This is a genomic window from Bacillus sp. C-3-6, assembly GCF_054509685.1.
Map to the genome: position 1 here is coordinate 2,509,659 of NZ_CM137247.1, position 20,188 is coordinate 2,529,846.

At 32.3% G+C, this 20,188-nt stretch carries 15 protein-coding genes, 3 pseudogenes and 1 riboswitch; of the genes and pseudogenes, 10 read left to right on the forward strand and 8 right to left on the reverse strand.

Going from position 1 to position 20,188, the window contains the following annotated elements:
* Positions 1 to 189 precede the first annotated feature (189 nt).
* The 3 genes from ACW0JX_RS12855 to ACW0JX_RS12865 all read left to right on the forward strand — a co-directional run bounded on the left by ACW0JX_RS12855 (position 190) and on the right by ACW0JX_RS12865 (position 5,965).
* Positions 190 to 1,977 (forward strand): PAS domain-containing sensor histidine kinase, encoded by a 1,788-nt coding sequence (locus ACW0JX_RS12855; protein ID WP_157676092.1) that lies wholly within the window; start codon positions 190 to 192, stop codon positions 1,975 to 1,977.
* A gap of 234 nt (positions 1,978 to 2,211) precedes the next feature.
* Complete coding sequence (locus ACW0JX_RS12860) at positions 2,212 to 4,338, forward strand: peptidoglycan D,D-transpeptidase FtsI family protein (RefSeq protein ID WP_089171130.1); 2,127 nt, start codon at positions 2,212 to 2,214, stop codon at positions 4,336 to 4,338.
* A 439-nt stretch (positions 4,339 to 4,777) separates the two neighbouring features.
* The gene (locus ACW0JX_RS12865) at positions 4,778 to 5,965 is read left to right on the forward strand and encodes a macrolide family glycosyltransferase (RefSeq protein WP_089171131.1); all 1,188 of its coding nucleotides are present in this window, start codon (positions 4,778 to 4,780) and stop codon (positions 5,963 to 5,965) included.
* Between the two features lie 90 nt (positions 5,966 to 6,055).
* Here ACW0JX_RS12865 and ACW0JX_RS12870 read toward each other — a convergent pair whose 3' ends face one another.
* Positions 6,056 to 6,736: an aspartate/glutamate racemase family protein gene (locus ACW0JX_RS12870; protein ID WP_089171132.1), complete on the reverse strand. Its 681-nt coding sequence runs from the start codon at positions 6,734 to 6,736 to the stop codon at positions 6,056 to 6,058.
* A gap of 153 nt (positions 6,737 to 6,889) precedes the next feature.
* Positions 6,890 to 7,005, forward strand: a riboswitch (SAM riboswitch).
* A gap of 139 nt (positions 7,006 to 7,144) precedes the next feature.
* Between ACW0JX_RS12870 and ACW0JX_RS12875 the strand changes: the two genes are divergently transcribed.
* The 4 genes from ACW0JX_RS12875 to ACW0JX_RS12890 all read left to right on the forward strand — a co-directional run bounded on the left by ACW0JX_RS12875 (position 7,145) and on the right by ACW0JX_RS12890 (position 10,441).
* Positions 7,145 to 7,693: an ECF-type riboflavin transporter substrate-binding protein gene (locus tag ACW0JX_RS12875; protein WP_459245757.1), complete on the forward strand. Its 549-nt coding sequence runs from the start codon at positions 7,145 to 7,147 to the stop codon at positions 7,691 to 7,693.
* 10 nt (positions 7,694 to 7,703) lie between these two features.
* The gene (locus ACW0JX_RS12880) at positions 7,704 to 9,404 is read left to right on the forward strand and encodes an ABC transporter ATP-binding protein (RefSeq protein ID WP_459245758.1); all 1,701 of its coding nucleotides are present in this window, start codon (positions 7,704 to 7,706) and stop codon (positions 9,402 to 9,404) included.
* Positions 9,397 to 10,197 (forward strand): energy-coupling factor transporter transmembrane component T family protein, encoded by an 801-nt coding sequence (locus ACW0JX_RS12885; protein WP_089171135.1) that lies wholly within the window; start codon positions 9,397 to 9,399, stop codon positions 10,195 to 10,197. Before ACW0JX_RS12880 ends, ACW0JX_RS12885 begins: the two co-directional genes overlap by 8 nt.
* Positions 10,198 to 10,333: 136 nt before the next feature.
* Positions 10,334 to 10,441: a YjcZ family sporulation protein gene (locus ACW0JX_RS12890; RefSeq protein WP_000120182.1), complete on the forward strand. Its 108-nt coding sequence runs from the start codon at positions 10,334 to 10,336 to the stop codon at positions 10,439 to 10,441.
* Positions 10,442 to 10,533: 92 nt separating this feature from the next.
* Here ACW0JX_RS12890 and ACW0JX_RS12895 read toward each other — a convergent pair whose 3' ends face one another.
* Positions 10,534 to 11,802 (reverse strand): sensor histidine kinase, encoded by a 1,269-nt coding sequence (locus ACW0JX_RS12895; protein ID WP_016081432.1) that lies wholly within the window; start codon positions 11,800 to 11,802, stop codon positions 10,534 to 10,536.
* 136 nt (positions 11,803 to 11,938) lie between these two features.
* Positions 11,939 to 12,244, reverse strand: a pseudogene (locus tag ACW0JX_RS12900) (tyrosine-type recombinase/integrase); the annotation flags it as partial.
* Positions 12,245 to 12,440: 196 nt separating this feature from the next.
* Between ACW0JX_RS12900 and ACW0JX_RS12905 the strand changes: the two are divergent.
* A pseudogene (locus tag ACW0JX_RS12905) lies at positions 12,441 to 12,554 on the forward strand (DUF3954 domain-containing protein).
* Positions 12,555 to 12,855: 301 nt separating this feature from the next.
* Here ACW0JX_RS12905 and ACW0JX_RS12910 read toward each other — a convergent pair.
* The 4 genes and pseudogenes from ACW0JX_RS12910 to ACW0JX_RS12925 form a co-directional block, all read right to left on the reverse strand.
* On the reverse strand, positions 12,856 to 14,835 hold the full coding sequence (locus ACW0JX_RS12910) for a YVTN family beta-propeller repeat protein (RefSeq protein WP_459245759.1): 1,980 nt from the start codon (positions 14,833 to 14,835) through the stop codon (positions 12,856 to 12,858).
* Positions 14,836 to 15,188: 353 nt separating this feature from the next.
* Positions 15,189 to 15,595 (reverse strand): annotated as a pseudogene (locus ACW0JX_RS12915) (DUF4870 domain-containing protein).
* A gap of 301 nt (positions 15,596 to 15,896) precedes the next feature.
* Positions 15,897 to 16,361: a hypothetical protein gene (locus ACW0JX_RS12920; protein WP_089171138.1), complete on the reverse strand. Its 465-nt coding sequence runs from the start codon at positions 16,359 to 16,361 to the stop codon at positions 15,897 to 15,899.
* 605 nt (positions 16,362 to 16,966) lie between these two features.
* Complete coding sequence (locus ACW0JX_RS12925; protein WP_089172123.1) at positions 16,967 to 17,575, reverse strand: DUF998 domain-containing protein; 609 nt, start codon at positions 17,573 to 17,575, stop codon at positions 16,967 to 16,969.
* 607 nt (positions 17,576 to 18,182) lie between these two features.
* On the opposite strand from ACW0JX_RS12925, the gene ACW0JX_RS12930 reads away from it, so the two are divergent.
* The gene (locus ACW0JX_RS12930; RefSeq protein ID WP_089171139.1) at positions 18,183 to 18,551 is read left to right on the forward strand and encodes a DUF3888 domain-containing protein; all 369 of its coding nucleotides are present in this window, start codon (positions 18,183 to 18,185) and stop codon (positions 18,549 to 18,551) included.
* An 886-nt stretch (positions 18,552 to 19,437) separates the two neighbouring features.
* On the opposite strand, the gene ACW0JX_RS12935 is transcribed toward ACW0JX_RS12930, so the two are convergent.
* Positions 19,438 to 19,653, reverse strand: a complete 216-nt coding sequence (locus ACW0JX_RS12935; RefSeq protein WP_001139345.1) for a spore germination protein — start codon at positions 19,651 to 19,653, stop codon at positions 19,438 to 19,440.
* Positions 19,654 to 19,889: 236 nt separating this feature from the next.
* On the opposite strand from ACW0JX_RS12935, the gene ACW0JX_RS12940 reads away from it, so the two are divergent.
* Positions 19,890 to 20,021, forward strand: a complete 132-nt coding sequence (locus tag ACW0JX_RS12940) for a DUF3983 domain-containing protein (RefSeq protein WP_114556335.1) — start codon at positions 19,890 to 19,892, stop codon at positions 20,019 to 20,021.
* Positions 20,022 to 20,188 lie beyond the last annotated feature (167 nt).

A 20,188-nucleotide genomic window follows, 5' to 3' on the forward strand; every position in this document is an offset into this window, starting at 1 on the left:
GAGGAATTCAAGTTACCTAGACAATAAATGAGGAATGAACGAAATATATTCTTTTCTTGTTTTAATTGAAAAATAAAATTTGTTCGAATAATTATTCTACAGCTATATACCTACACTAGCTTTCTTCGTATAATGGAGAAGTATGAATTTTAGATTTGTATTAATTTTACATATTGAGGTGAACAAAGAATGAATTCGCGGCTAATGGAACTTATTGATGTGAGTACAATAGAAACCATGGCAGAACAATTTTATAAATTAACTAACATATCACATCAACTTCTTGATGCTGAAAAAGAGTGTGTTTTTTCATTCGGAATGAATGAGATAAAAAAGAGCAAACTTCCAAAGATTGAAATCCCCATTTTCTTATACAATCAACATTTAGGATCTTTTGTTGTATGGTCCAAAAAAAGTGAAATTTTCAGTTGTCAAAAATACTTTGAAATGCTCTCAAGTTTAATTTTAGATGGTGCAATAAAGGTATTTCAAAGTAAAAATACAACGTTGCTTTCTCGGAAAGAGGAGGAACTACATACGATTTTACAAAACATGCCTGTTATGGTCGATGCGCTTGATTATAATGGAGATTTTGTTTTGTGGAACCGAGAATGCGAAATCGTAACAGGTTATACCGCTGAAGAAATAATTGGAAATCCAAATGCACTGCAATTATTGTATCCTGATCATAATTATCGCCATCAAATACAAAAGAAATTTTTAACTTGTGGAAAAAATTTCAGAGATTGGGAAATGCACTTAACATGTAAAAATGGTGAAATCAAAACAATAATGTGGTCGAATATATCAGAACAGTTTCCTGTAACAGGATATAGTTATTGGGCTGTTGGTGTAGATATTACGCATTTAAAAGCGATAGAAGAGCAGTTAAAACAACAAACATCTGAACTGGAATTAATTTTTAAAGCTTTACCAGATTTATGTTTCTTAACAGAAGATGATGGCACGATTATTGATTACAAGGCAGGATCTCCTACGAAGTTTTACGTACCCGCAGAAGCTTTTATGGGAAAAAAGTTTTACGAAGTATTACCATCTTCAGTAGCACAGCAGTTTCAGGAAGCCATTAATCAAGTGAAGGAAAAAGGAACGAATGTAATTGTAGAATATCCACTCACACTTAATGGAAGTATTGATTTCTTTGAAGCTAGGTGCTTACCATTATTACGTGATAAAATTATGATTATTGTACGCGACATTACAGAGCGAAAAAAGACAGAAGAATTGTTAAACAAATCAGATACGCTTGCAGCAATTGGTCAATTAGCAGCTGGCGTGGCTCATGAAGTAAGAAATCCTTTAACTGTAATTAAAGGTTTTATACAGTTATTCCAAATTAATAAAGAAGATCAAGAAAGATATTTTGATCTTATGCTTTCTGAAATTGAAAGGATAGAAGCAATCCTACAAGAATTTCTATCAATCGCTAAAACAGATGAGATAAATACAGAAAAGAAAAATATTTATCAAATTTTTAAAAATGTCGTATCGTTAATGAATACAAAAGCAATTATGACAAATATTCAAGTTGAACTTTTTACGGGTGACAAAGATATAATTATTGAATGCTCAGAAAATCAATTGAAACAAGTATTTATTAATATTTTGCAAAATTCAATCGAAGCTATGCCAAATGGTGGGGAAATTTCAATTCACATAAAAGAAATAAATGATGATGGTGTCATTATTCATGTAATAGATGAAGGAATAGGAATACCTGAAGAAAGAATTAAGAGATTAGGTGAACCTTTTTATAGTACGAAAGAAAAAGGGACTGGTATTGGATTAATGTTAAGTTATAAAATTATTGAAAGTCATCAAGGGACAATTAGTATCATGAGCGAGGTTGGGGTTGGGACAACAGTAACTATTTACTTACCGAAAGTACTAAATAAACAATCTCTTTCTAATTGTGACGACAAATGTATAGCGATACGCACTAGTAGTAATTCTTAAATCAATTAATACCCAATAACAAAGCGATTAGTGAAAACTAAGCTTTTTGTTATTGGGTATTTTTTATATTTAATTTAGTAAACTTTACCTTTTCTTTACCTTTGTTTTAATTTCTATTAAGTTTTAAACATTATATTAATATTTGTACAAAGCAATGTACAGAAATTGTACATTACTTTTAATATAGAAATGTGATTATTATTTGAAATATTGTAAGGAGGAGATTATGACAAGGTGAAAAAGCAAGAGAAGAAAAGTGGTAGAGTAGTACCTCTCCGGTTAAATATTTTATTCCTTTGTGTATTTTTATTATTTTCTGGCATTATTATTCAGTTAGGGAAAGTGCAAATTTTTGATGGAGAAACATATAAAAATGAATTAAAGAAGAGAGAAAATGCAACCGTGGGCCTTTCTGTACCACGTGGGAAAATATTTGATCGTGAAGGAAATCCAGTAGTTGATAATAAGTCTTTACGTACGATTACATATACAAAGGTGAAAGGTGTAAAACAAGAAGAAATATTAAAATCAGCAAGACAACTTGCAGATATTATTGAAATGCCACAAGAAGATATAGATAAGTTAACTGAGACTGATAAGAAAGACTTTTGGATGCAATTAAATCCAGAACTTGCTCAAGACTTAGTATCCAAAAAAGAAATAGATAAGTTCCGAAATAAGGATATTACCGGAAAAGAGCTAGACAAGAAAATAGAAGATTTAAAAAGAAAGCGCGTTACAGATAAAAATCTTCAAGAACTAACAGCTAAAGATATAGAAGTGTTAGCTATTAAAAGTAAAATGACCTCAGGTTTTCAAATGGCACCTCAAATTATTAAAAAGGACGTTAGTGAACAGGAATATGCGGTGATTAGTGAAAATTTAGCGAACCTCCCAGGGGTAGATGCATCAGTTGATTGGGAGAGAATCTATGTAAATGATGGTCTATTCCGTTCTGTCCTTGGTAACGTTTCAAATGCTGATGAAGGATTGCCACGTGAAAGATTAGATTATTATTTAGTGCGTGATTATAGTCGAAATGATAGGGTCGGCAAAAGTTATATCGAACAGCAATACGAAGATGTACTTCATGGTACAAAAAAAGAAGTAAGAAGCATTGCTGATAAACAAGGAAATACTATTAGAACGGAAACTGTTACTGAAGGGAAAAGCGGTAAAAATTTAACTTTAACAATAGATATGGAATTGCAAAAAAAAGTAGAGGAGAGCATAGAAAAAATATTAAAACAATATAAAGGATCAGAATCAATGTTAGACCGTGCTTTCGTAGTAATGATGAATCCCAAAAATGGTCAAGTATTATCAATGGCTGGGAAAAAGCTTGTAGAAAAAGATGGGAAAATGGAAGTAGAAGATTACGCTTTAGGCACGCTGACTAGTTCTTATGAGCTAGGATCAACGGTTAAAGGTGCGACAGTGTTAACAGGGTTTGAAACAAATGCAATAACTCCTGGAACACATTTTTATGATGCACCTATGAAGTTTAAAGGAACTAAGGAGAAGAAGTCTTGGAAAAATTTTGGTGATATAGACGATCTAAGAGCGTTACAAGTATCTTCAAACGTTTATATGTTTAATATAGCATTAAAAATTGCTGGAGTGGATTATGTGAAAAATAGTTCACTAGATATTAAACAAGAATATTTTGATAAAATGAGGTATTATTTCAGGCAATTTGGATTAGGCGTACAAACTGGTATTGATTTACCAAATGAAACTGCAGGACAAATTGGAAGAAAAGATAATCAGCCTGGTTTCTTATTAGATTATTCTATTGGACAATATGATACGTATACACCACTTCAGCTTGCACAATATATTTCGACTATCGCAAATGGAGGGTATCGAATGAAACCGCAAATTGTTCAAGAAATTAGAGAACAAACCGTTCAAAAAGATGAGGTTGGTAAAGTAGTACAATCAATAGAACCCGTTGTTTTAAATAGAATCGATATGAAACAAGAATATATTAATCAAGTAAAAGAAGGATTTAGAAAAGTATTTCAAGAAGGAGATGGAACGGGAGTAAGAGCGTTCCAAAAAGCACCATATAAACCAGCTGGTAAAACAGGGACCGCACAAACTGTATATGGTGGAGAAAATGAAATTGGGCGAAATGCGAAAGGTGATCGTAGAGAATGTTATAACTTAACATTGGCTGGATATGCGCCATATGATGATCCAGAAGTAGCATTTTCTGTTGTAGTACCGTGGGTTGAAAATGATAAATCGGGCATTAACTCCGATATTGGAAAAGAAGTTTTAGATGCTTATTTTGATTTGAAAAATAAGCGATTAACTGGTGAAGCGCCAAAAACAGATAACTCTAAAGAGAATTAAAATGGACGAAACGTCTTTAGCATTCATGTGAACTAGAAGCGTTTTTATCTGGGGATAGATTGGAAATGAGGTATATATGAAGCTGTTTATTCTAAAATATTGGAGGAACATATGTAGATACATAATAATAATTGAGATTATATTTATTAATAACTCTTTTTTTATTTTAATGGGCTAAAATAATTCTATTAACGATTCACATTTTATAAAATAAATCATATATTGATAGCATAGGACAAGCAGAAAAGCTTGTTCTAACCTCACAGAACACTCCTTATCACGGTTAGGCATCTACATAGGTAGATGCTTTTTTTGTTGATGGCTGAAAATTATTTATCAACATAATGTAACAAGCACTTTAGGACTATTAGGGGACGATTACATGTACAAATAACAGTATGCTTAATTAAAACAGTGAAATATAAGGAGTGAGGAATAAGTGCTAAATATTTTAGTGGTTAATTTTCCAGCAGAGGGACATGTAAACCCTACATTAAATTTAGTAAAAGCCTTTACTGAACGAGGGGATCACGTACATTATATTACAACGGCAAACTTTAAGGATAGAATTGAAGATTTAGGAGCTACTGTACATACTCATCCGGATCTATTAAAAGAGATTTCTATTGATGCTGAAACTTCATCTGGATTAAATGCTTTCTTTCATGTGCATGTTCAAACTTCTTTATATATATTAGAAATTACGAAACAATTATGTGAAAGTATAAATTTTGATTTCGTAATTTATGATATATTTGGCGCAGGAGAGTTAGTAAAGGAGTATTTACAAGTTCCAGGTGTAGTGTCCTCACCTATATTTTTAATTCCGCCAGAATTTTTGAAGACATTACCTTTTCATCCAAATGCAGAGATGCCATTCCAACCAGAGGAAGTCTCTGAAAAATTACTAAATCAGATGGAACATAAATTTGGAGTAAAACCAAAGAATAATCTTCAATTTATGAATAATAAGGGTGATGTTTGTCTCGTATACACAAGTCGTTATTTTCAACCTAATAGCGAATCGTTCGGGGAAAATAACATTTTTATTGGACCGAGTATTTCAAAGCGTAAAACAAATATAAAGTTTCCACTGGAATCACTTAAAGAAAAGAAAGTTATTTACATTTCAATGGGAACACTGCTTGAAGGACTCGAACCATTCTTTAATACTTGTATTGATACTTTTTCAGATTTTGATGGGATAGTTGTAATGGCAATTGGTGATAGAAATGATATTTCAAAAATAAAGCAAGCGCCAGATAATTTTATAATTGCTCCATACGTACCTCAATCAGAAATATTAAATGAAGCAGATGTTTTTATTACACATGGTGGTATGAATAGCGTACACGATGCCATTCATTATAATGTCCCATTTGTAATAATACCGCATGATAAAGATCAGCCTATGATAGCGCAAAGATTAACTGAGCTTGAAGCGGCACATAGACTATTGAAAGAACATGTTAATGTACACACTTTAAAAGAGGCCGTAACAGATGTTCTTTCAAATGAAAAGTATAAACATGGTATAAGAAAACTTAATGATAGCTTTTTAGAATGTGGTGGTTCAAAAGAAGCAATTGCAGTTATTGAATCTCTTTTAAATAAAGTAAAAATTTAATTGGTGGGGCTTTACTGCCTGCAAATAGCAGGATAAATAGTCATAACTTTATACAAGCATAGAGGTTCTCACCTTTATGCTTGTATATTCTTATCCAGCAAATTGCACAGCAGTATTTGCATGTAAAAAAGCAGTATCAAAAACGGGAACAGTGAGATCATTTTGGGAGATGAGTAAAGGTATTTCAGTGCAGCCTAATAATATACCTTCAGCACCATTTTGAATTAATGATTTTGTAATTTGTAATAACTCTTCTTTAGATGTTTCTGAAATGATCCCTCTACTTAATTCATCTAATATGACATGGTGGATAAAAGTTCTTTCCTCGTCATTGGGGATAATTGTCTCAATGTTATATTTCGCTAATCGTGATTTATAGAAATCTTGCTCCATCGTTTGTTTTGTTCCTAATAGTCCGATACGTTTTATATTCTGTTCTACCATTTTTTTAGCACTTACATCACCAATGTGAAGAAGCGGGATAGATATTGCTTGTTCTACCTCCTCAGCAAATAGATGTACAGTATTTGAACACATTAATAAACATTCAGCCCCAGATTTTTCAACTTTCTTTGCAACTGTAACTAGTTCATTTTTCACTTCTTCATATTGATGGTTTTGTAATAAAGTAGTTACTTCACCAAAGTCCATACTATATAAAATTAGCTTCGCATTTTGATCGTATTGAGAGAGTGTAAGCGTATTAATATGTTTATAGTATAATGATGTAGATTCCCAACTTAATCCTCCAATCAAACCAATCACTTTCATAATGCATTCCTCCCGAAACGATTTTGAATTCATTATTTCACAATTCCGATAAGAATACAATGATTTAAATGCGCCATTTAACAAAAAATAAAAATAGTAAGAAAAGTGTTGAAATTTACATTCTTTAGTGCCATAATACGAATTACAAATTAATACTTATCCAGAGAGGTGGAGGGAACGGCCCTAAGAAACCTCAGCAACCCCTATGTAATTTTATAGGAAGGTGCTAATTCCGCAGAGGACACGTTGTGTTTTTTGAAAGATAAGAGGATTCTTGAACGTGAAAGAAAATGACCTCTTATATAAGAGGTCATTTTTTGTTGTATAGAAAGGGAGTGTAGATGCATAATTCATTTTTAAATTAAATATAGAGTAATAAAAGTTGACTAATATGAGAGGGGAATTGTAATGAACAAATTATCAACAAAGTTAGTAGTAGCAATCGGTATTGGAGCAGCATTATACGGGATATTAGGACTTTGGGGATTTTCTATTGCACCGAATACATTTATTAAACCAGCATTAGCTATATTAACTGTTTTTGGAGCATTATTTGGTCCATTGGCAGGACTCTTAATCGGACTTATCGGTCATACCGTAACAGATACGATTGCTGGATGGGGGATTTGGTGGGGCTGGGTTATTAGTTCAGGGATTATTGGTTTTTCGATGGGTCTTATTCAAAAAAGAGTTGGTTTTAGTGTAAAAAACGGGTCGTTTAACAAGGGGCATATTTCTTATTTAGCAATTACTGGGTTAGTTGGTATTGTCATTGCTATTATATTTGCTGGGGCATTCGATATTATTGTGATGGGAGAACCATTTGACAAAATTGTTATACAAGTATTAGGAGCAACAATTTCCGATGTTATCGTTTTCTTAGTAGTTGGATTGCCACTTACAATTGGCTTGGCAAAATCTAATAAGAAACATACACATTTAAAAATTGAAGAGTAGGGATGTTAACATGAAACCAATTATTTCGTTTGAACAATTTACCTTTCAATATGGGCATGCTGCGCAGCCTACTTTAAGTGATATTACCTTTCATATATACCCTGGGGAAAAAGTACTAATTGCTGGACGAAGTGGTTCAGGAAAGTCGACATTAGCTCATTGTATAAATGGGCTAATCCCATTTTCTTACGAAGGGACTAGTACAGGTAACGTTTTAATTGCCGGTAAAGACCCGAGGGAAGGAAGTATTTTTGAACAAAGTAAGCAGGTAGGAACAATTTTGCAAGATCAAGATGCTCAATTTATTGGTCTGACAGTAGAAGAAGATGTAGCTTTTTATTTAGAAAATGAATGTGTAAAGCAAGATGATATGAAAAAGATTGTTTCGGACTCATTAAGAAAGGTGAAGATGCATACGTTTCATAAACAAAGTCCACATGAATTATCAGGAGGTCAAAAGCAAACAGTTTCTCTAGCTGGTTTATTAACAACAAATGCGGATATATTATTGTTCGATGAACCGTTAGCGAACTTAGATCCACTAAGCGCCGTACATACGATAGAACTTATGAAAGATATACATGAGCAATATAATAAAACGATTGTTATTATCGAACATAGGATAGAAGAAATTTTAAAGCTGGATTTAGACAAAGTTATATTAATTGATGAAGGTAAAGTCATTGCAATAGGAACACCAAAAGAAATCTTAGCGTCAAATATATTGCCACGTATTGGCTTAAGAGAGCCTATTTACATCGAAGCATTAAAGAGATTACATTTTGATCGTAATAATGACGTAATATATCCAATGGAAAACCTTCAAAAAGAAAAGATAGGCAACGTTCTAAAAGAGTGGATGGAGAAACAAGTCATATTAAAAGGTAATACTAAAAACAAGGAATTACTTAAAGTGGAGAATTTATCATTTTCATACCCTAATAAACAAAAAGTATTAGAAAATGTAAACCTTTCAATATATGAAGGAGAAATTGTGGCACTGTTGGGACATAATGGAGCAGGGAAATCCACATTAGCTCATAGTCTTATAGGCATAAACAAAATAAAAAATGGGAAAATCTTGTTAGAAGGTGAAAATATTAGTTCTTGGTCTATTCGTAAACGTGGGAAAATCATATCTTACGTGATGCAAAATCCAAATCATATGATTACACAGCCTACTGTTTTTCAAGAAGTTTCATTTACATTAACATTACATAATTTTTCTAAGGAAGAAATTAAGAATAGAGTAGAAGGAACTTTAAAAATTTGTGGTTTATATCCATTTCGTAATTGGCCAATTCAAGCACTAAGCTATGGGCAAAAAAAGAGATTAACAATCGCATCTATATTAACAACAAATCCTAAGCTTATCATATTAGATGAACCGACAGCGGGACAAGATTATTATCATTATAAACAATTTATGTCGTTTATTAAAAAACTAGCTAAGAAGGGTATTTCATTTGTTTTTATCACTCACGATATGAATCTCGCACTAGAATATGCAGACCGTGCAGTAGTTCTACATGAAGGGGAAATTATTGCGGATAATACAGTGTCTAATGTATTTGGTGATCAAGAAACGTTACAAATAGCTAACTTAAGAGAGAGTTCTTTAACCAAGCTTGTTAAATTTAGTGGGATTGCATGTCCGGAAAAATTTATGGAACTTTATTTAGATAGTAATAGGAGGGAGGAAGGTGCATAGTACATATTTTCATCGTATGGATGGGGTAGTGAAATTGTTTTTATTTATTTTTTGTATGACGCTTACTTTTTTGTTTTTTGATTTTCGGGTGTTGCTAATACTATTTATCATCGGGTGTATCGGACTCAGCATTGCTAAAATTCCATTTCATAAAATTTTAATTGTTTTTAGTGTCATATTTACATTTAGTTTATTAAACTCTGTCATGATTTTATTTATTACACCAACTCATGGATCTGAATTAACTGAATCATATACCTCGTTTTTACATATTGGATATGCAACGATTACATATGAAACATTATTTTATGCAGCTACACTTTCATTAAAGTATTTTACGTTATTACCATTTACACTTCTTTTTATATACACGACAGATCCAAGCGAATTTGTAAGTAGTTTAAGTAAACTTGGAATCCATTATAAGATTACATATGCAATAAATATTGCACTACGTTATATTCCTGACATCCAGTCTGAGTATAAAATTATTAAACACGCGCAAGAAGCGAGAGGAGTGGCTTTTGAAAAAGGAGAAGCAAGTTTATGGGTTCGTATGAAGAACCGTGTTTTAATTTTCTGGCCACTAATCATTCATTCTCTAGAAAGAATAGATACGGTTTCAAATGCAATGGATTTAAGAGGATTTGGAAAGAAGGATAAACGTACATGGTTTTATACAAGTAAGGCGAAACGTGAAGATTTCATCGCTTTATTTGCCGGTGTTTTCATATTCATTGTTGCGGTATATTTAAAATTAAACGTATTTCAAAACTTTTGGTATCCATTTTAAAGCACTCTTTAAACGAGTGCTTTTACTTATTTTTATGTAGACATGCTCAAAAAAGGGATATACACATAATGTATAATACGAACCAGTTAAAATGATCAACTACCTATTAGTTTTCAAACCAAAAGGAGGAGAAAATATGAGTTACGGTGGTTCTTGTGGTTTTGGTGGAGGTTTCGCTTTATTAGTTGTGTTATTCATTCTATTAATAATTGTAGGATGCAGCTGCTGGGGCGGAGGATACTAATTTTTAATTAGTCTTCACAAATGTAAACTAAAAAAACATTGAAGATACTTATGTATCGAAACAAATAAAAAAGGAGCAACTATGCTCCTTTTTTATTTGTTTAAATGCGTATGCTTACTATATTTCGGGAACGTAATTGTTAAAGTCGTTCCTTTACTAACGATACTTCGGATTTTTAAACTTCCATGCATCGTCTCAATAATCTTAACAGCAACCATCGTACCTAAACCAGTTCCTTTTGTTTTTGTACTAAAATACGGTTCACCGAATCGATGTATTTGCTCCTGTGACATGCCAACTCCGCTATCTTCAATTCGTATTTCAACTTTACTATTATTGATAGATGAGGAAATATTTAAGGTACCACCATTAGGCATTGCTTCAATACTGTTTTTTATTAAGTTTAAAAAACATTGTTGAAAGTGCTGTTTATTACCAACAATGGTTGCCTCAGAAAAATCCTGTGTAATATGTATCGTATTCATATTACACAATGGCAATATCATATTAATAACTCGATTTAACTCTTGCTTTACTGAAATTTGATCTAATTTTTCTGGAGCAGGTTTGGCAAACGTTAAGTAATCATCGATAATTTCTTGGGCACGATTTAACTCTTCAAGTATATGTTTAATATATTCGTCTCTTGATTCAGGAGTTAAATTTGGTGTTTTTAAAAGCTGTGTAAATCCTTTTACAACCGTTAAAGGATTCCTTACTTCGTGCGATATACTTGCAGCGAGTTGGCTAACAATCTCCATTTTTTCCATTTTAATTAATTTTGAGCGCATTAATACAGCATCTTTTATAACTTCATTTATATAAACAATAAATAACATTAAAGTAGTCGGTAATACCATGAAATAAATAATATACAAATTATTCACTTCAAAATCTGATAAAGTTAATACAATTACAGTTGTAAATATTGCTAGGAAAAAGGTTAAAAACATGGAAAAAGCTACTTTAAGCTTTCTATTATATGTATTAAATTTTGAAGATGCGAGTGCTGTAACGATGAACATTATTCCGTAAACAACGACTGTCAGCATATTAAAGCCATAAAATATAAATCTTGTAATTAATAAAATTGTAAACAATATGATACCGACAGGGAATCCACCATAAAGCGTACCTATTATGACCGGAATTTGTCTTAAATCATGAATACAACTTTCATCCATATAGATAGGGTATCGCATACATAAAATAAGCGGGATACTAGAACAAAGGGTGATCAGTAGTATTTTATATTTCTTTAAATAGTGCCGGCTATCATATATGAAATAAAAAACAAATATACTACATAAAATGTATAGAAGATTATTTAATACGTTTTGATTAATATAAACAAAGTCCATAATATTTGCCTCGTTATTCTGAATTTACTTAACATATGTATTATACATAATAACATATGTTAAGGTGAATAAACCTTGTTAATACAAGATTAGTTTGGCTTTTTGTTATAAAATGCAAATATTTCTCAAACGTTAGCTATCCAAAGATACTTTTACTAAAATTTTTTACTCCTTCTTCCTGCATGTTCGGTAAAACATGAGAATAAATCCTAAGAGTTAATGAAATGTCTGTATGACCTAATCTCTCACTGATAATTTTAGGATTAACTCTTTGTTTCAATAGTATAGTTGAGTGTGGATGTCTTAAATTACGAGTTTTAATTTTTTTCACTGCTGCATTTTTTATTTCCTTATAAAATTTTTCCTTGAAAGCATTTCTGCATAACCCTCCACCTGATTTATTACAATTAATTAAATCTAAATCTTGATAAGCAGAACTGATTGGTAATAAGAAACGTTTGCATGAGATTCTAAATAAATATAAAAATACTAAAGGAAAGTAAGGTATGAAAAAACAGGTGTTTCAAGAAAAGTGGACGAGCTAGGTCGTGTAGTAATTCCAGTAAGAGTTTATTTGGGAAGTGGCTTTTAAAACTGATGTTGTTGAGTACATGTGGTAGTAAAAGGTAGATGGACATATGAAAAAAGTAGAAATTGATGTTAGTAGCAACAAACTTTTAATAGTTTAGGACGAAAATGTAACAGTAGTCAATCCACCAATGAGCGGATTTGGTGAGCAAGTCGCGGTTTAGATAAACGGTAAGGTTGATCGTGTAGATACTAAGTTTACTGAAAAGATAAAATGATTATTTTTAGAAAGATACCCAGACGGATTTAGTCGAGAAGCTAGTCAAAATCGCGTAGATGTGAAGTGAAAATCGTAAAAAAAAGAGTCATGAGTGGAAAGGCTCATAGCTCTTTGTATAAGGGTAATGGTTTTATAGGTAAATATTATTATTAAATTCTAAAAAATTCAATGTTAGTAAATTAATTGGTATGTGATTTGGGTTTTATAGAAAGAGATCAGCTAACAACAGCTAGCACTTCTTTATTTTATTCACAAATAGTTCCAGTAGCTATTCCGGTTGGAGCGACACCTACTGGGACATTAGTGATAACAGTATTCGTAGCAATATCAATAACGGAAACAGTATTACTAGCTTGATTTGTAACATATGCTCGAGTGCCATCAGGTATGATGGTTACTTGATCAGGGGATAAACCAACAGAAATTGTATCAATCACAGTATTTGTCGCCACATTTATTACCGATACATTATTGCTAACTTTATTTACAACGTAAATAAGGTTTCCACCCGGTGTAATATCTATGCCAACAGGTTCGGTACCTACGTTAATTGTATTAATAACTGCATTGGTAGCGGTGTTAATAACAGAAACCGTATTGCTGTTTTGATTTGTGACATACGCACGAGTACCATCTAGTGTAAACACGATTATTCTAGGACGAATACCAACAGGGATGGTAGCAATAACTGTGTTGGTAGCAGTATTAATGACAGAAATTGTGTTGCTTAATTCGTTTGCAACATATGCAAAGGCACCATTTGGGGAAACAGTAATCCCTTGTGGAGCGATGCCAACAGGAATAGTATTAATAACTGTGTTTGTTGCCGCATTAATGACAGAAACCGTATTATTACCATGATTTCCAACATAAACAGTTGTGTTATTTGGAGAAACAGCTACACCTATTGGATTAGTTCCAACAGGAATGGTAGCGATAACAGTATTCGTAGCAGTATCAATAACGGAAACGGTATTAGAAAAAATATTAGTAACATAAGCACGAGCTCCATTTGGTGAAACTGTTACTTCAAGTGGTGCATTACCTACAGTAATTGTATCAACTACTATATTTGTTCCGGTGTTAATTACAGATACTGTATCATTTGTAGGGTCATCTATGAGTCCTGCATTTGTAGCATATACTAGGAAATTACATGCAGGTCCGGTTGGCCCGGTAGGTCCGGTCGGTCCAGTAGGTCCCGGTGGACAATCACAATCTCCGGTAGGTCCCGGTGGTCCTTCCGGCCCTTGAATTCCTTGCACACCTTGAGGTCCAGTGGCTCCTGGTGGTCCTTCCGGCCCTTGAATTCCTGGCACACCCTGAAGTCCAGTGGCTCCTTCCGGTCCTTCCGGCCCTTGAATTCCTTGTACACCCTGAGGTCCAGTGGGCCCTTCCGGTCCTTCCGGTCCTTGAATTCCTTGGATACCCTGAGGCCCAGTAGGTCCCGGTGGTCCAGGAATTCCCATTCCGGTCCCTGAACCAGTAGGCCCAGGTGGTCCTGGAGGTCCTTGAATCCCTTGTACACCTTGAGGTCCTTCCGGTCCTTCTGGTCCTTCAGGCCCCTGAAGTCCTTCTACACCTTGAGGTCCTTGAGGCCCTTCAGGCCCTTCCGGTCCCTGAATCCCTGGCACACCTTGAGGTCCTTCCGGTCCTTCCGGCCCCTGAATTCCTTGCACACCTTGAGAACCCTGAGCGCCTCTAGGTCCAGGAAATCCTCTAGGTCCAGTGGCTCCAGTCGGCCCCGGTGTTCCGATGTTACTTAATAGCGAACTATTTAAGATTCCTTGTAAAATTAAGTTGAATGTTTGCTGTAATAAGGGGTCCGATATATTTGAACAACTTATAAGTGAAGACAAGCTTTGGAATAGAAATTGGAATAATGCTGAGATTTGAGTGAGAGATGCGGTAGGTAAAGAATTAATTAATTGATTTATAGTTCTTATAACTAAATTTCTATTTGGTGTATTTGGTTGTACTGCTATTAATAAATCATTTAATGCCTGTAATGCTGATTGGAGTATTTGTATAGTTGTTGGATTTGGTGTTGTGAAAAAAGAAAGGATGGCTTGATTTAATTGATTTATTATTTGCAATAATTCTTGTTGTTGAGCATTCGAGAAAAAAACAGGTGTACAGCAATTACTTTGATCACAAGGGGATATAGAAACAAAGCAGGGTTGCTGAAATTTATCACACGAATTTGATTTTTGATTATATCTCATAAATACCTCCTTTAAAAAATTAAATGTTAAGTAATTTTTGGTAAATTATTAGCAACTGAATTTGTAGGTATATGTTTAATTGAAATGTTTTTTCCTTCAAAGTATATGCCAATAAAATTGAGGTGTTCATATGGGGGATATAGCCAATACTTGGTTGCTAGTAGGAAATTGTAATCATAGGAAAGGAAATGAAGGTTACAAAGTTTATAGAAAAACGATTGTATTTTAAAAAAGCGTTATTGTAATAAAAGTTGAAGTTTATTAAAAAGAAGGAATGAAGGAAGATGTAAAAGATTTTAAAAGATCCATAAAAAAAGAATTCAGTGAAACTCTGAATTCTTCTACACGTATTTTTATTTGTTAATCCATTTAGAAATAATAGGATAATGAAAGTCTTTTTCTTGTAGCACATATAAAATTCCTTTTATAGGTCCAAAAATTAATAAGAGAAACAGTATTAGATATAAAGAAGCTACCCCGAAAATAATCAAAGCGTTATTTGAAGCTAAGTCTAAATTAGACCAAAATAGCATTAAGATTCTTATTATGAAAAGATTCCAAATCACTGTAATTATCCAAATGAATAGTTGAAAAAAACAGCTTCAAGAATATTTTTCCGAATGTTTTGTGATTTACATACAAAATAGAAAACCAAAGGTATATAAAAAATTGTGACACTAAAGAAAATAAGAATAAAAAAAGATAATAATGTAAGAAAATGCATAATTAATTTTATGTTCTTTTCTTGAGTTAGGATTATTAAGGTCCTCCTATATTTATGAGATTTGTTGTGCCTATTAAAATATGTACTGTTGGTAATTATAACATGAAAATGAATTGTAATAGAATAATGCATTAAAAAGAACAAGTAATAAATTAAACAAATGCTTTATTTTGTTATAGATAAATAGGTGACTCAGCAATTGTGCTAGCCGAGTCACCTAGTACTATGGAACCAAATAATGTTCTTTTTCTATATGTAGTTATGTGGAGTTCTTAGAGGCTAGCCCAATAGACAGTTAAGGGATAAATAAAATCATTTTAGAGAGTTTTACATTTTATTATGTTAATGCTACAACAGCAAGAGTTAAGCCCAATGTATTTAATGTATTAGAATATGGTCCTACATTAACAGTAAGAGTACTTGTTATACCTAAAGGTGTAGTGAAAATAGCGGGTGCTGATACAGAAGTGAATCCTGCAGTATATCCCAGAGAAGTACCAGAGCCAATGATTGGATTATTATTAAGATACATAGTGATACCTGCCGAATTACCTCCTGGTTGAATGATAACTTGCACTTCATAGATTGCCAAATAGGTTCTTCCACCTTCAAGTAAAACAGTTGTTGGTGGTGTGAATGAGATTGCCGTACCATTAGAATTTACCAGGGTATCTAGTGGAATCGCAGAATTTACCGAGACTATTGATGGGGTAGTTTGAACAACATTTAAACTGTTAGCCGTGGGGGATGGACAAGTGCAAGGTTTGTGAATGTTAGAGTTATTATCATTTTGGTAATTCACAAATAATCAAGCTCCTTTGCGTAAGATAATTTTTTATCCTATATAAAACGTAGCTTTTTTGTATCTAAGTGATTTTTAATAAGTTTTTAAAGATAAGTCGAATATTGTTGGTCAGTTAACTTTTAAAAGTATTTGATACTCTGGAATTTAAAAGTGCATCTGATAAATATATATGAATGTTTTTTAAGGACATTACTGTAAGTTAGGAAACATAATAAAATAGTTATTTTGTTAAATAAAAAAACATGCACAAAAATTGTGCATGTTTAAAAAAGTTATGTCTTGTCTATGTAAATATATGCTTAACTAATATATACCGTGTGTATGTTTGAACAAAATGGTTATTTATTAACAAATATAAAGAGCGCTTTTTAAGATGCTCCATGACCAAGATGTGTATCGAGAAGGATACCAAAAGATTAATAATGAGATGATCATGATTATTGTATGTACATTTCTAATGAATGTGAAATCTTTAAATGCAATCAAAAGAGCACGCATATAAGCATGCTCTTGGACAAGAAAGGTAGATTTCTATGAGTGGATATCTCCATACAATACTATATGCTTGTCCAGTTAAAAGGTGAAAAGTTTTAATGAAATCTTTATTTTATTAATTTGTAGGTTGATACAGTTCCCCAAACGAAAAGAACCAAGTAAAAAAGTCTTTGTAGTAGACCTGCAGGTAAGGGGAAAAGAAAAACAAGTGAGATAATGATTGTTATTACTATTAAGTTTAGTAAGCAGAAATATGTCCATTTTCTAGTTTTTTTAAGATTCTTTGCAAAAATAAATAGTCCTGGAAATACAGTAAGCATACCTATCCAAACTAGAATAGAATGTCCAATTAGGTTTACATCTGCAGGAATTAATCCTGAGACTATAGTGGAAACTCCTATTATAATTATAAAAAATGTTGCTATTTTATTAATTTTTGTTTTTTCTAGATGTTGTGAAATATATAGTACTCCAATACAAAATGTTATTCCATTAAGAATAAAGAGTAAATTCATCCAAAAGTGGTTAGGGGAGCATATTTCATAAGGAGCTATTTCGTAGGTGAATTCTCCACAGCTTGTTACACCTAGATCACTCATTGCATGATGCAAATAGTTATAAGATGCTGTAGAAGTGAAAATAAAGAAAGGTTCAATTAAAAAGTATAGGCAAGTTGCAATCCAACTAAATAAGCCAATCCTATTTGATATATACAGTAGATGCCTCCTTTGAAAAAGGTATATTTCCGTTGTAGGTGGTTGCATTATCAAAAGTGAAAAATTTCAAGTTGAGAGTCGATAACCATTTTTAATAATATAGGGTTTTCTAGACAAATGTGTTTAGCGGAAAGACGTGTGAAAAATGGATGGGGTATAACTTAACAAAATCGTTATTTGAGAAAAAGGGATTAGTTTAGTTTTGATTCTGCTAATCCTCAACCAATTATAAAAAGCAGGCCGAATATGAGAGGGTAAAAAATACACGAAATTATTATACTAGTTATAACGACTTTTTTTGATGTACCTTTTGGAGCGAAAATAATTAAAACCAGTGATACAAATATTAAATAAATTAAATTACTATCACTATAAAAGGTAAAAAATACGATAATAGTTAACAAATTTGAAATGAAACCGAATTATTTTCTCATTACTTTAGCCTTTCTTGGAAAAATAAATAATCCAGATTATACCATGAATAAGGTTTAAGTAAAATTTTAACAAAAACGTTATTTGAATAAAAAGAAGTTAGATAAGGATGAAGAATAGTCATCTCTTATGCTGGGGAGCTTAACGGATATCTAAATGAATTAAGGATGAGTATATGTTGAAAAGAAAAGTGGTTAGTTTGTTTTTGGGAATTATTATGGTAGTTTTATTTTTAAATCCGTTAGATACCAAAGCGTTTAATATTGATAATCAAGAGTTTTATGATTCTTATAATACTTTATTAGCACCATATGCAAGTCAAGTTATCAGAAGGAAGCTTGGACCAGATCATCAGTATAGTTTGACGGACACAAAAATTATAAAAATTGAACGTTTCCCAGAAGAAAACTTTAATTTTATTGTTACAGTTCAATATAAAACTTATATAGGAGCTCATAACCCTCCGAATGGCATAGAAACTATTACTTTTAATATAAATCCAAGTGGAGTAAAGGTTATAAATTTTGTTCATAAAGATGCTTAAAGAAGAAGTAATATTGTTCGTACATTGATGGAAAGGATATTTGAACTAAAAAATGTTATAAAAATTTCATTTTGTAGAAATAAAGAAACTAAAAAAAGAGCACCATGCATCAGTGCCCTTTCAGATAGGAGGTAACACTTTGAGTTGGATACTTAAAAAGTATATGGTATAGAAGAGAAATACGACCTAAAATTTATTATCAACTCAATACAAAAGAGCAGTTAACGAAGGTTAACCGCTCAGTCCTCAGAGAAAGGAAAAAGAACATTACAGATGTCAATGTGAATTCAAGCTGTATCAGCCCATTTATAGTATCGTACATAATTAAAAATTTTATTCGGATAAACTAAAAAAAGACAGCTAGCAAAAGCTAACTATCCTGGTGAATAAGAAGAACGAAATGGTCATTCGTATTCAACCTTGGTGTACTTATATTGTTAACACTTTTTAGAAATTTATTCAATAAAAGAGCGGTTAGCCCAGCCTAACTGCTCCATACAGAGGTAATAATCTAGATACATAGATATTATATGCCAAATTATTTATTTTATTCGAGACGGATTAAAGAATTTGTCCTTATTAGTGAAATATAGTTAAAGAATCTCTTTAAGAAACAGAAGCAGTAACCAAATAAAAGAGCAGCTAGCAAGAGCCAACTGCTCAACCCTCGACCAAGAGAGCTAGAGTGGGAAGAATTTAAAGCTGACTTTTTACAGTCCTATATAGTATCGGTGAAATATAGAATTTTATTTGTGTGAAACATAAAAAGAGCAGCTAGTAAAAACTAGCTACTCAGCCTTCGGGTATGAAGGGAAATCAGAAACTGTATATACATTATTAACGGAATATTGGGTTTTATTCAGGAGTTAGAGGAAAATGAATAAATTTAGACTGTTCCAACTTGGTTTTGGTCTGCAACATCAGAATCAAATGTGTTTGTTGCACTAACACCGTTAAATGTATTGAGAACAAAAGCAACGTTAGATGAACCTGAACCATTATAAGCTTTTGTATTTTCTTTTGGAGAAACGTTATAAAAATCACCTAAGTTGAAAGAACCGTTACTATTTTGCACAACCATATTTCCGACAATAGATGGCATAGCTTTCACCTTCTTTCCTAGGAAGCATTTAAATTAGTATATGGTGTATGCGTCTAGTGGTTCATCTGAAACTGAGAATTTTGAAATGAGGTTTGATTGAAAATCTAATAAAATAATCCTTTTGAAATTATATAGGTACAATTCACATTTGAGCCGCTTTTTGAATGTAAGAAGGTATTAAATTAATGAAAACGCCTAAAATGGAAAAAACTGTTTTATAAGAAGGAGTGAGAGGATTGGATAATTTAAAGAAAAAGAAACTAAAAAAAGCAATTGCTCGTTGGACAAAGGTTATACAAAAATATGAGAAAGACAGAATAGATAAAGCTTGGAGGAATCTTTTTATACAGACAAGTATAATGAAATAAATATAGTCCGGCTAGAAAACTAGAGGACACCAATTCATTAAAGCAGCAATTCAAGTTGTTTTAATGAATTGGTGTCCTTTTTATTTTGGAAGGGGGAGATAGGAAAATATGAGGGCACTACAAGACTAATTACGTGAGTGGCAAAAGCAATTGAATCAAACAAGAAA